This window comes from Shewanella canadensis (assembly GCF_003966225.1).
Classification (GTDB): Bacteria; Pseudomonadota; Gammaproteobacteria; order Enterobacterales; family Shewanellaceae; genus Shewanella; species Shewanella canadensis.
On the sequence record NZ_RXNU01000013.1, the window covers coordinates 93,149 to 105,464 of the forward strand.

At 47.4% G+C, this 12,316-nt stretch carries 15 protein-coding genes; 11 read left to right on the forward strand and 4 right to left on the reverse strand.

Annotated features, from left to right (window positions below; genetic code table 11):
- Positions 1 to 37: 37 nt before the first annotated feature.
- The 3 genes from EKG38_RS19340 to EKG38_RS19350 are packed head-to-tail and all read left to right on the forward strand — an operon-like array spanning position 38 to position 2,169.
- Positions 38 to 1,261, forward strand: a complete 1,224-nt coding sequence (locus EKG38_RS19340; RefSeq protein WP_185826912.1) for a sensor histidine kinase — start codon at positions 38 to 40, stop codon at positions 1,259 to 1,261.
- Positions 1,262 to 1,306: 45 nt separating this feature from the next.
- A complete protein-coding gene (locus EKG38_RS19345; RefSeq protein ID WP_126522121.1) occupies positions 1,307 to 1,981 on the forward strand; it encodes a TIGR01621 family pseudouridine synthase in 675 nt (224 codons plus the stop codon).
- A gap of 23 nt (positions 1,982 to 2,004) precedes the next feature.
- Positions 2,005 to 2,169, forward strand: a complete 165-nt coding sequence (locus EKG38_RS19350) for a YqaE/Pmp3 family membrane protein (protein WP_012144718.1) — start codon at positions 2,005 to 2,007, stop codon at positions 2,167 to 2,169.
- 102 nt (positions 2,170 to 2,271) lie between these two features.
- Here EKG38_RS19350 and EKG38_RS19355 read toward each other — a convergent pair whose 3' ends face one another.
- Positions 2,272 to 3,051, reverse strand: a complete 780-nt coding sequence (locus EKG38_RS19355; protein WP_126522123.1) for a substrate-binding periplasmic protein — start codon at positions 3,049 to 3,051, stop codon at positions 2,272 to 2,274.
- 146 nt (positions 3,052 to 3,197) lie between these two features.
- On the opposite strand from EKG38_RS19355, the gene EKG38_RS19360 reads away from it, so the two are divergent.
- The 7 genes from EKG38_RS19360 to EKG38_RS19390 all read left to right on the forward strand — a co-directional run bounded on the left by EKG38_RS19360 (position 3,198) and on the right by EKG38_RS19390 (position 8,291).
- Positions 3,198 to 3,356, forward strand: a complete 159-nt coding sequence (locus tag EKG38_RS19360) for a DUF2986 domain-containing protein (RefSeq protein ID WP_126522125.1) — start codon at positions 3,198 to 3,200, stop codon at positions 3,354 to 3,356.
- A gap of 336 nt (positions 3,357 to 3,692) precedes the next feature.
- Positions 3,693 to 4,916: a sodium/glutamate symporter gene (gene gltS / locus EKG38_RS19365; RefSeq protein ID WP_126522128.1), complete on the forward strand. Its 1,224-nt coding sequence runs from the start codon at positions 3,693 to 3,695 to the stop codon at positions 4,914 to 4,916.
- A gap of 261 nt (positions 4,917 to 5,177) precedes the next feature.
- Positions 5,178 to 5,462 carry a BufA1 family periplasmic bufferin-type metallophore gene (locus EKG38_RS19370; protein ID WP_126522130.1) on the forward strand — a complete coding sequence of 95 codons (285 nt, stop codon included), beginning with the start codon at positions 5,178 to 5,180 and terminating at the stop codon, positions 5,460 to 5,462.
- Positions 5,462 to 6,364, forward strand: coding sequence for an MNIO family bufferin maturase (bufB, locus tag EKG38_RS19375; RefSeq protein ID WP_126522132.1), 903 nt, complete (start codon positions 5,462 to 5,464; stop codon positions 6,362 to 6,364). Before EKG38_RS19370 ends, bufB begins: the two co-directional genes overlap by 1 nt.
- A complete protein-coding gene (locus EKG38_RS19380) occupies positions 6,355 to 7,134 on the forward strand; it encodes an HvfC/BufC N-terminal domain-containing protein (protein WP_126522134.1) in 780 nt (259 codons plus the stop codon). Before bufB ends, EKG38_RS19380 begins: the two co-directional genes overlap by 10 nt.
- A complete protein-coding gene (locus EKG38_RS19385) occupies positions 7,135 to 7,620 on the forward strand; it encodes an RNA polymerase sigma factor (protein ID WP_185826907.1) in 486 nt (161 codons plus the stop codon).
- A complete protein-coding gene (locus EKG38_RS19390; RefSeq protein ID WP_126522136.1) occupies positions 7,617 to 8,291 on the forward strand; it encodes a DUF3379 family protein in 675 nt (224 codons plus the stop codon). Before EKG38_RS19385 ends, EKG38_RS19390 begins: the two co-directional genes overlap by 4 nt.
- 34 nt (positions 8,292 to 8,325) lie before the next feature.
- Here the strand turns inward: EKG38_RS19390 and EKG38_RS19395 are convergent, their stop codons facing one another.
- Entirely contained in the window at positions 8,326 to 9,324 is a 999-nt protein-coding gene (locus EKG38_RS19395) for a phosphotransferase family protein (protein ID WP_126522138.1), read from the reverse strand.
- A 207-nt stretch (positions 9,325 to 9,531) separates the two neighbouring features.
- Here EKG38_RS19395 and yecR point away from each other — a divergent pair, with 207 nt between their 5' ends.
- Entirely contained in the window at positions 9,532 to 9,837 is a 306-nt protein-coding gene (gene yecR, locus EKG38_RS19400; protein ID WP_126522140.1) for a YecR family lipoprotein, read from the forward strand.
- Between the two features lie 94 nt (positions 9,838 to 9,931).
- On the opposite strand, the gene moeB is transcribed toward yecR, so the two are convergent.
- Positions 9,932 to 10,717 carry a molybdopterin-synthase adenylyltransferase MoeB gene (gene moeB / locus EKG38_RS19405; RefSeq protein WP_126522142.1) on the reverse strand — a complete coding sequence of 262 codons (786 nt, stop codon included), beginning with the start codon at positions 10,715 to 10,717 and terminating at the stop codon, positions 9,932 to 9,934.
- 82 nt (positions 10,718 to 10,799) lie between these two features.
- Complete coding sequence (moeA, locus tag EKG38_RS19410) at positions 10,800 to 12,044, reverse strand: molybdopterin molybdotransferase MoeA (protein ID WP_126522144.1); 1,245 nt, start codon at positions 12,042 to 12,044, stop codon at positions 10,800 to 10,802.
- Positions 12,045 to 12,316 lie beyond the last annotated feature (272 nt).

Below are 12,316 nucleotides of genomic sequence, written 5' to 3' on the forward strand. Positions count from 1 at the left end.
TCTTGTTACCTTAATCATAGGTACCTTGCTCTTTGGCATGTATCGACAATTGATGAACGAGCAGGAGCTGCAGACAGATCAACATCTGGCAACGGAGAAAGCCCGCTATCAACAGATGGCACTGACCTTAGATCGAAGAAGCTTCGGAATACAGGTCAAGACAGCTGATCCTAAAACCGCTCTTGTCGTATGGCGTAATTCATTCGATCTGGTTGGCGCATTAAGTTTAATGCCCGATGATATGCCGATGCTGCCTCAAACCCGTGAGTTCCCGATATTGACCGGTGGCCCGGATAAGCTACACATCCTCACCGGCGGCTTAGTCATGACCCGCTATGGCCCGGTATTGATCGCCACACGTACCGACCAGCTCGCGACTTTGATAGACAGATTTGTTAATGCTGCCATCACGGCTCTGATGTTAACCATAGTGCTAACACTAGCCTTAGGCTATCTGTTTTCTAAGGCGATTTTACGCCGCCTTGTGCAATATAATCGTCTGAGCCGTCGCATCGAGCGGGGGGAGTATTCGACACGTTTTCCTGTCAGTTGGCGTCAAGATGAGTTCGATATGCTGGCCAGCAAGTTTAATCGGGTGCTGGACACGTTGGAGAATAATCTTACGGCAGTGAGGGGGGCGACAGACAACATTGCCCACGATCTTAGAACGCCTCTGTCACACTTAAGGATAGGTTTAGAGCAGCTGCCTGACAGGTCCTGTGAAGAGTTGCCCGAAGCCTGTGCCATATTGACCGAGAAGTTAGATCATTGCCTGGCGACGTTCGATGCCATGCTCTCACTGACCCGTATCGAAGAGGGGCAACAGACATTAGAGTTACAGGAGCTTAGTCTTAAGCTTTTATGTGAAGACCTGTTTGAGATGGCCGAAGCCATGGCTGAGATGAATCAGCAGACTCTTTCGGTGACCACGGGAACAGACGTTAAATTAACCGGTGACAAGTATCTCCTGTTCCAGGCCCTGTTTAATCTGGTCGATAATGCGATCAAGTATGCGGGTGAAGGCGCGCATATTGAGATAGTGCAGCAGGGCAGAGAGATACAGATCCGCGACAATGGCCCCGGTATTCCCAGCGAAGCGAAAGATAGGGTCTTCGAGCGTTTGGTAAGGTTAGACCCGAGTCGCCACAATCAGGGCACAGGGTTAGGGTTATCGTTAGTGAAAGCGATTTTGGCCAGACATGATGCACGGATTAAGTTAATGGATAACCAGCCAGGGCTAATCGTTAGTATTACTTTCTAGCGCACCAATATTTTCTTTTATATATAGACAGTGAGCAGACGATAGATGTACCAGATAATTGCAGATGAAGCAGATTTTTTAGTGATATCTAAATCCCACGATGTCCACTTTCACAGCCAGGATGGGACGGCAGGGGTTATGGCCCAGGTTGAACAAGATCTCGGAGTGAAACTCTTCTCAGTTCATCGACTCGACACCCTGACTTCCGGGTTATTGTTGTTTGCCAAGAGTCGTCAGGCCGCTGCGGAGTTTACGCAACTTTTTACTGAACATAAGGTTCAGAAATATTACGTAGCGATAGCGAAAGGAAAACCAAAGAAGAAGCAAGGTTGGGTGGTCGGAGATATGGCCAAATCTCGTCGCAGCATGTACAAGCTAATGCGTACGATGGAGAACCCTGCGATGACACAGTTTTTTTCTCAATCTGTTGCCGAAGGCGTTAGGTTGTATCTGCTTAAACCTTTGAGCGGAAAGACCCATCAATTAAGGGTGGCACTTGCCAGTATCGGTGTGCCAATTTTAGGTGATCGGCTTTATGGCGGCGGCGAGGCTGAACGGGGCTATCTGCATGCTTTTAGCTTAAGTTTTATCTTTCGCGCTAAGGCGTACCAATACTTGAACTACCCGGCGAAAGGCGCTGAATTTACAACTCCTGATGCAATTAAGCAGTTGCAAATATGGTCGGAGCCTGAGAAGTTAGATTGGCCAAAACGAAAATGAATTATTTTTAGGGAGATCTCTTAATGGACACCAATAAGTTATTACTCATTATTATCGCTATCTTGCTACCACCTGTCGCCGTATTCCTGAAATCGGGTGTAGGTAAAGACCTGTTGATTAACATCATCCTATGCTTGCTCTTCTTTATTCCTGGTCTGCTGCATGCGCTCTGGGTTGTGACTAAGTAACCCGAGTTCAGGTTAAGTAACCTGCTCAAGTAGAGGGTGTTTGACAGATAAAATGCAGCCAAATGGCTGCATTTCTATTGAGAGGCTGTAGGTCTGTACCGATTAGTCTATCTCTCCTGTAACTATTTTCTCATAGATGCCATTCGAGTGGATAATCTCTATCCCCTTATCTAATGCCTTTGCGAGTGCTTCAGAGCCTGGATGTTTTCGAGAGAAGGCAAGGTGGATTCTGCTCTCTTTATTCGGGAAGCCTCTGTATAAGCTTGTTGAGTCCAACTTCATCTTATTCAGGGTGTACTTTGCCACCTCATCGTACATGATCACGGCATCGACTCTGCCAGCGAGCAATATATTGATGAGTTGAGTCTGACTGGAGACCTTAAGCTCTCTGAATCTGTGCTGCTCATGTTCAAATGTCTGCCCATATTCGTAGCCGAAAATCCGTCCAACTTTAAAATCGTCAGGAAGATCGTTAATGTTGGCGTATTGATCCCCATCTTCCGGACGGAAAAAGAATGAGGATTTAGCAATGAACAGGGCTGAATTGCCAAATAGATAAATAGCCTCAGTGGAGGCTTGTTTGCTCACATTAAACCCGCCAACGACATTGCCACTCTTAATACCGTAAAGCACTCTTGCGTAGGGTAACACCTGGATTTTCGGTGTAATACCAACGGCCGAAAATGCATGTTTTACTATGGATGTCGACAGGCCCTCTCCCATTTCGTCGGCATAGGGAGGCCAGCTATTTTCTACCGCTATGATAGGAGATCGTGTCGTTTCCTGAGAGAACGTTTGTCGCTCTGCGGCTGAGCTAGTTAAGCTAATCAGAAAAAGAATAACGGGCAGAGTCGCCAGAGAAAAGTGTACCTGTATTGTCATGGCAAGGCTTAAAGTTAATAGTTCGTTTAAGTAATGCTAATATAAATCTGGTGCAGTGCAAATAAAAGATGGCGTGTGCATTTAGGTATTATGTGCCCTGCTGATATATAATGGCCGGCTGATTAAAGCGTTGACCGGGCCGCAAGATGAATCGAAAGAAAAAGATCAACCAAACACTCAAAGGCAAAGCGAAAAAAGCCAACGCCAAGCTGCACGGCCATAATAAGCCCAAATATATCTCTAAAGATGAGCGCGCCAGACTCGCCTTAGAGGAGCAACAAGAGAGTATTACAACAGCAGATTGAGCTAAATCCGAGCATATCCAGATAGGGTTCCTGCCATATATGTCTGTCAAACACCTTCAGCCCCCCCGAATGCTTGATTGTTAATTCACCTTTGTGGTGAATTATCATCCTAACAATGTATTTTTCCCTCTTTATTTGCGACGAATATGCCCTTTTGCTAATTCGGCAATACCGTAAACATGGAGAGTTGTGGCAGAATGCCCGGCTGTCTCATCATAAGTGCCGAACATCTCTCTTTGTTCAGCGCTGACCGAAAGAAAGTAAAGTTATTGATAGCCTGAATTTTGATGTTTCAGGTTAACGTAGTTTGGCTTTACATATTCAAATAGGAGTTTCATGAATACAGTTTATTCAATAGGTGAACTAGAGTCGTTCTTAGTGGCAATTTTGGTGCTTTTCATTGGCCATTTTGTCAATCGTCACGTTGCCTCATTCAGGAAATATAATATTCCTGAACCTATCGTCGGTGGCCTGATTGTCGCCGCGATCATCACAATTCTGCACTTTAATAATGTTGCATTGGAATTTACTCTGTCGATGCAAAACACCCTGATGCTGATGTTTTTCAGTACGGTTGGTTTAGCGGCAAGTTATAAGTTATTGCTCAAGGGAGGCAGTAAGGTCTTTATCTTCTTAGGTATCGCTTCCCTCTATATCGTGATCCAAAATGCTGTCGGTGTCAGTTTAGCTACGACGCTGGGGTTAGAACCTCTTATGGGGCTCATTGCCGGTTCCATCACCCTATCGGGTGGTCATGGAACAGGGGCGGCGTGGGCACAAACCTTTTCAGACACTTATGGCATTAATACCCTCGAGTTCGCCATGGCTGCGGCTACCTTTGGCCTGGTGATGGGCGGGATAATCGGTGGTCCGGTTGCCCAGAGGCTAATCAATAAGAATAACTTACTCTCTTCATATGGCGTAGGCGGTAACCATCACAAAGATCACCCGGATCTCCTCACCTACGATCAGTTAGAAGAGGACAGAGTGACGGCTAAGAGTATCCTCGAGGTACTCTTCCTGCTGCTCCTATGTGTAGCGGGGGCTAAGTGGATCGGTTCGCTGGTGTCCACTATGGATATTGGTTGGCTGAAAATGCCAGACTTTGTCTATGCGCTGTTTTTAGGCGTGGTGATCACCAATATCACTGAGTTATCTCGTGGTTATAAGATAAACAGTGAGAGTGTCGATGTCTTGGGGACGGTCTCTTTATCTCTGTTTCTGGCTATGGCATTGATGAACCTGAAACTTTGGGAAATATTCGATCTTGCCGTGCCTTTATTGATAATCCTGTTGGTGCAAACTATCACCTTAGCGTTCTTTGCCTATTTCGTGACGTTCCGATTGATGGGAAGTAACTACGATGCTGCCGTGATGGCTGGTGGTCATTGTGGTTTTGGTATGGGAGCAACACCTACGGCCGTAATGAATATGGGCGCGCTCGTTTCGAGAACGGGTCCGTCGCCACAAGCCTTTATGGTAGTACCTATCGTCGGAGCTTTCTTCATCGATATTGTGAATGCGATTATTCTGCAGGGCTACTTAAGCTTTGTCGGTTAAGCCTAAACTAAAGCTATAGCGCAAGTGCTCCCAAATATTCTTAATGATGTTTGGGAGCCGATACAGATAGAAAGCACTTCTTATACCGATTGGTATATGAGGTGCTTTTTTGTTTCCGTTCTCAACACACCTCTACAAACCAGCTAAAAATCCAGACTCCTGAACCGGAAAGAGACAAATAATTTACAATCGGTGCAATCAAACAGGGTCTAGTATTCGTTATAGAGATGAACACTTCATTTTCTATAAGGACAGAACGATATGAACTCTACTAACAAAGCCCTCGGATTAACTGTGGCAGGTATTTTGGCTGCGGGAATATCCATGGGGGCCAACGCGGTTCCTGAACAGCCCACGCAGTGGGAAAAATGTGCGGGTATTGCCAAGGCTGGGGCAAACGATTGCGGTGCGCTCGATGGCAGTCATGGCTGCGCCGGACAAGCTAAGACTGACAACTTACCCAATGAGTGGGTCTATGTGCCTGCCGGAACGTGTGAAAAGATCACTGGCGGCATCGTTAAAGCCGTGAAACCGGCTAAATCCTGATGAAGCGGGGGAGTCTGAACGGTGCAGGAATTGGCCTGCGCATCCCCCATGTGCAGCAGATCTTAGCTGCCGATGAATCCGATATTCCCTGGTTTGAGGTATTAGCGGATAACTGGTTAGTCGAGGGAGGGCTGAATAAGCAGATGCTCGAGGCCATTGCCGAACGTTACCCTCTGGTGCTTCACAGTGTAGGGCTATCCTTAGGTGGTTTACCCGCCATAGACCTGGACTATCTGGCACAAATCAGAGCGTTAAAGGAGGCTACGGGCGCCCTCTGGTATTCAGAGCATGCGAGCTTCTCTGGTAATGCCGGGCGTAAGGTACCCGATCTCCTGCCCTTACCCTATACCGAAGAGGCGGTGAAACACCTGAGCCGACGTATTATTCAGGTGCAGGAGTTTATGGGTGAAAGAATTCTGCTTGAAAACGTGTCTACCTATGTAAGTTGTCAATTTAATGAGCTGACCGAAGGTGAGTTTCTCGCGGCGGTAGCGAAAGAAGCCGATTGCTATCTGCTGTTAGATATCAATAACGCCTATGTCACGGCTAAGAATTTCAATCAGGATATGCAGGCATTTATGGAGGCTATTCCGGTGGAGCGGGTGAAACAGATCCACCTCGCGGGCTTCCATGATAAGGGGGACTTCTTGCTCGATGCCCATAACCATCCGGTAGACAAAGAGGTATGGCAGGAATTCGAGCATTTTATTGCCAAAAATGGAGCCATACCCAGCATGATCGAGTGGGATAATGACTTGCCACCACTGGAGAGATTGCTCGCCGAACGAAATATCGCAGCGGCTATATTACAGGCCGCCGATGATAATCGGCTCTCGAGTGAGAGCCAAAGTGGTTCTCGCAGGAAAGCTGAGGGAGACAGAGGAGTAGGGCAATGCGTTTAGCTCAATGGCAAAACTCATTTATGGAGGCGCTCGGTCCGGAAGGCAGTGATGAAGAGTTTCTTTCACTGGTAAATCCCCGTGAGTCAGCCCGATTAGAGATATACCGTAATAACACCCTGCAGGCCTTAAAGGCGACCTTGATTAAGGCCTTTCCTATCTGTGAGCGGGTTGTCGGCGAGAGTTGTTTCGCTAAGATGGCTCAGGATTACCTTAACGTTAACCCTATGCTGGAGAGTAATCTTAACCATTATGGTGAAGGTTTCCCCCGGTTTATTGAGGAGATACTTGAAACTAACTCAGCATTTAATGGACTCGAATATCTCCCCGAGCTCGCTCAACTCGAGTGGCTGCTGCTTAAAAGTTATTATGCTGCGGACGGTCGTTCCTGTCTCGAACTGGCTGAAATAGCAGGGCTTAGCGAACGACAGCAAGAGAATATCGTTATGATATTGCGCCCCGATATTTTTATCCGAAGTTCAGGTTTTCCTCTATATGAGATCTGGCAGAATCATCAAGAGTGCAATGCTCAAGAGCACAGTGAACATGTTGAGATTGAGATGCCCCAGGAGCGTTATCATTTCTGTATCTATCGAGATCCCTTTAAACCCAGAGTGGAGCGCATATCCCGCCTCGGGTATGAGCTGTTAATGGCGTTCGATGCCGAAGAGACCTTAGGGGAGATGACGCAGGCGACTTACGATATGACGCCCCTACCGGAATTCATCGCCAAGGGCTGGATATGTGGGTTTCGCATGCGAGAGCCAGGGTAGATGTTGTCTCGTGAGCAGCTTCAAGGCCTGTATCGTTACTGCTTCTGTTTAACGAGAGAGCGTGGCGGTGCCGAAGATCTGCTGCAGACGTCGCTGGAGAAATGGATTCGACGGAATAAAGAGGTTGAGTATTCCCATGCCTACATAAGGAAGATCATTCGTAATCAATTTGTCGATGATTGCCGTCGCAAACAGAAGGTGGCATTCGAGTCTATCGAAGAGCATGCGCCGATTTTACTCGATGAAACGTCTTTAGAGACATTGCAGATACAGCATCACCTCATTGAACAAGTGCTTAATTTATTGAACTCTGCCGAACGAGAGGTGCTCTACCTGTGGGCCATCGATGGCTTTAGCGCATCAGAAATCAGCGAAGATCTTAATCAGCCCCGAGGGACTATTCTGTCCCGTTTACACCGAATAAAGCAAAAGGTTGCCGATGCGAGCGAAGAGCAGAAGAGACGTTTGTCCGGGGCGTCATCATGAACAAAAAAATTGATAAGATGGATACCTCATTTAAACAGTCGGCAAAGCAGTTTATCGAGCAGCAGCGTCTCGATGATGAAAAACTGACGAAATTTGAGCATTTGCTGTCGGGTCATATGGCAGAGGAGTCACCGGTAGAGTCATCATTCGATAATAGTAAAGGGCAAGTCGAAGATGTCAGTAACTCAAAGGTGCGCCTGAGATCTTATATGGCTCTGGCAGCCAGCCTTATTTTAATTTTGACCTTGAGCCTCAATTTTTACCCAGAGGAACCCGTAATGAGTTGGAAGATTGCCGATGAAGTGGCGATGAACCATATCAATATGAAGCCCCTTGAAATCGATTCTCAGAGAATCGAGCCAATACGTGAGTATTTTACCGAACTGGATTTTTCAGTTGTGAAGTCTAGCCTATTCTCGAAGCAAAATAACGAGTTGCTCGGCGCCAGATACTGCTCAATTCAAGGTGTTAGCGCGGCTCAGATCCGTTATCAAACAGATACCGGAAATAAAGTGACGCTTTATGAGGTGGGTTATGATGCAGAGCTTTACGGGGAGCTGCCGCATATTGAGTCTGGTGAGCAAGCTTTAGAGGTCTATGTAAAAGGGATAAGGGTATTGCTTTGGGTTGAAAAGGGGCTATTAATGGCCGAGGCTCAAAGTATTGATTGAGCCTCGCATATCAGGCTGATGTAGAGCGGACTCCTCATAGCGGGAAAAATTTTGATTCCAGAGCTTGCCAACGGGGTTCATCGGCGCAATGGGGAACATGATGGAGCAGATAATTGAGATCGCCTGTGTGTCTTAACTGGCTCAATACCATCATATGTTGTTGCAAGCCGTTACCCCGCTCTTCCCGGTAACCATAGCCGTCGAGAAAGGCGTGGAATATCCCGGGCTCTCCCTGTGCAAACAGTAGGGCTGGAGAGGCAAACTCAAACAGTGGATCGGGGCAGACGAGGGCGTCACCAAAATCAAAAATTCCTACGAGTCGATAATGACCCGCATGAGCTGCCACCAGCAGATTTCCCGGATGTAGATCGGTATGGATCAGGTGCATCTCCCCGCTCTTCAAAAAGATATCGAGTCTGGAGATATGCTGATCCAGATAGGAGGTTAAACACTCAAGCAGGGCGGTGGGAACCTGTTGTTTCTTGCGTTTCTCATAGCAATGCTTTCTCTGTAACCGAACGAATTCCGGCCAATCCAGTTTTATCTCTGGGATCTCGGCTACATCGAGTCGATGTAGCCGGGCACTGAACTGACCGAGAGCATGGGCTATCTCCACTTTATTTTCCAAGGTCAGCGTATCTATTACCGATGACAACATTACCCCTTCGAGTTTATCTATGACTAAGTAGAGCCAGTTATCGACCTCTCCCGAGTAGAGCAATTTAGGTACGGCGATTCCTAAATCTTGACCATTGAGTAATTTGAGGCTGTGATATTCGCTCTGAAACTGGCTGTGCCAGTTTGGTGCGAGAACCTTAACGATATAAGCTTGCTCTTCGCTTTGCTCAGAGTTCAAAGTTAGCTCAAACACTGGATTTGTGCCTTCGAAGTTCTGAGACACTTGGGAGACAGTTATGTTGTGCCGGTCTATGATGATATCGAGCAGAGGCTGCCAATCATTGAGCCGCCAGTGGTCGCAAATATCGCAAGCCTCATCATAACTAGGGTTGCGGGGTAATCTTGTCAATGGCATCGGGCGTATTCCCTTCTCTTCATTTGTCTATGCTGCTTTAGTGTTTGTGAATAAGTCACGACTTAGAGATCACAACATGTAAACCTGATTGTAACATTTGGTGGGGGATTTGTGATTTTGTTGGTGTTAAGGAGGAAAGTGGCTTTAGAGGCTGCTCGTTTAGGTTAGTATGCGGCGATAATTCTACTTATTTTGATATGGCCTAATATGAGTTTAATGTTAAAGGTATCGATAGCGGCGGCAGTCCTGTTGACCGTCTCGGGTTGTGCGACTCAGAATGATTGGGAAGCGGTGGGTGGCTCAAAGGGGGATGCCGTAGTGCGGCTAAGCTATGAGCTTAGGGCCTTAGATAGCCATACTCCTGATGAGAGCGATGGGATTAGGTTGGCTAAGCAGCGCTGCGGCTACTGGGGATTTTCCGGTGCTAAGCCGTTCGATGTGGAAACCAAGAGCTGTGCCGATGAGCAATGCCGCTCTTACATTATCACCAAAGAATATCAGTGCGTTGACTGATTGATCATTTAAGCCATTGATTGAGCGGCGATTAGATAGTGGCTTATCTAATCGCACCGTCTCAAGGTTGGTTTCCGGTGGGCTTGCGGACCTGCTACTTCTTAGTTTCTTGTTTAGAACAGACTGAACAGTCGGCCTGTTTAGCTATCTTCATCTCGCGAAACTCCATCGTCATGGCATCGATCATTAAGATGCGACCGATGAGTGGTTTGCCCATATTCGAGATGACCTTAATGGCTTCGGTGGCTTGTAAGCAACCTATCATGCCGACGACCGGTGCCAATATCCCTGACTCGACGCAAGTGAGCATTTGTTCACCAAATAACTGGCTGAAGCAGTGGTAGCAAGGGTGCTCACCTTGATAGTCAAATACTGTGACCGTCCCTTCCATGCGGATGGCGGCGGCGGACACCAAAGGTACCTTGTGAGTAAAGCAGTTTTTATTGAGTTGCTCGCGTACCGCCACGTTATCGGTGCAGTCCATTACCAGGCTATGTTTGGCGACTAGCTCATCCAATTCAGGATCGTCGAGCACCGCGTTGATAGTGTCGATCTGAATATGGGGGTTGAGCTGGCTTAGGGCCTCTCTTGCCGATTCAACTTTTGGCTGGCCGACATTCTTGTCCTGATGCAATACCTGACGCTGAAGATTAGAGATCTCAACGGTATCGAAGTCGACGATGGTCATCTGCCCCACGCCCGCAACGGCAAGGTATTGAGTGGCTGCACAGCCAAGACCGCCAGCGCCTATAACCAGAACTTTTGCGAGTTTTAGCTTCTCCTGTCCGTCGAAATCCATCGCCTTGATGGAGATCTGTCGACTGTATCTGAGCATCTCACTATCGGACAAAATCTCATCGGTATCTTGGGTCGAGCTCATATCACTTTATTCCTGAACGAATAATGAAAATTCTTGTGTTAGTACCTATTTGCTAAGCACTTATTCTAGCTAAGCAGTTATTCTAGCAAAGTACTGAATTAAAAGGTTCAACCGTGACCATGGTGCCATCGGCGGTGTTGCCCTGTTCCTGACTTAAGATCACGAAACAGTTGGCTAGACTCATAGAGGTGAGCATGCCAGAACCTTGGCCACCGGTAATGCAGACTTCGGCTTCACCATTTTCATTACTGCTCAGGATGCCACGCTGATATTCGACGCGACCCGGGAATTTACGTAAATTACCCTTGAGCTTTGCTTTTAACTGTAATGGCTTAGATTGAGGCAGGCCCTGCATCTTATTCAAAAGTGGCCAAACGAGTTTATAGAAGGTCACCATAGAGGAGACCGGGTTACCGGGAAGTCCGCAGAAGATGGCTTTTCCTAAGTGACCAAAGGCGAAAGGCTTGCCTGGTTTGATGGCCAGTTTCCAGAAGGTGACCTCTCCCTCTTCGTCCAGGATCTGTTTCGTGTAGTCCGCATCACCGACAGACACGCCGCCTGAGGTCAGTACCATGTCGGCATTGGCCGAGGCGTTACGAAAAGCATGACGTATCGCTTCCGGGTCGTCTTTAATTACTCCCATGTCGATCCATTCAACATTGGCACGGCTCAATAGACCCTGAATGCTGTAACGATTGGAGTCGTAAATCTGTCCCGGTGCGAGTTCGGTGCCAACCGGGCGCAATTCATCTCCGGTGGAGAAGAAGGCAACTTTTACCTGACGGGTGACTCGGAGTTGGTTTGCCCCAATCGTAGCCAGCACTCCCATCTCAGCTGCACCTATCTGAGTACCGGAAACGAGTACCTTGCCGCCGGTTTTTACCTCTTCGCCACGGTAGCGTACATTGGCACCCTTAGCTTTAGGTGCTTCAATGAAGATTGAATTCTCTTTAGCTTCGACCTTCTCCTGCATCTGCACCGTGTCGTATCCATCCGGAACAGGCGCTCCGGTCATGATACGAATACAGGTGTTGGCCTTAGGTACCCCTTCAAATGGGTGCCCGGCAAAGGATTGACCTATCAGTGTCAGACTTTCATTACCGGCAAGATCGTCGAAACGGAAGGCGTAACCATCCATAGCTGAATTATTAAAAGGAGGAAGATCGATGCTAGAGGCTAAATCTTCAGCCAGAACGCGGCCTAAGGCGTGGGAGAGCTGCACAACTTCAGAATCATCTACTGGGTTGACCTGCTTGAGAAGTAGGGCGATCGCTTCATCTGGATGCATAAGACTTGGTTGAGAACATGGATCTGCTTTACTGGGCATCGGGCTACCTTAAGATACGTGAATACAGGCGAATTGAGTAAAAAAGTTGTCGCTCATTATGCCACGGTGAATCAAGAAGGCCATGATCTCAACTGCAGTTTTTTATCGGTATGAATAAGAATTGTATGAAATTGTTTTTGAGAGGAATACGACTGCATCCATGCCGTCGTATATCGAAAGCATTCAACGTTGCATAAAGGGCTTTGCCCTTTGCTTTAAACATCAGTCGCACTACGTGAGCTACTCAGGATTTCCACTTCTGCTTTGCATTG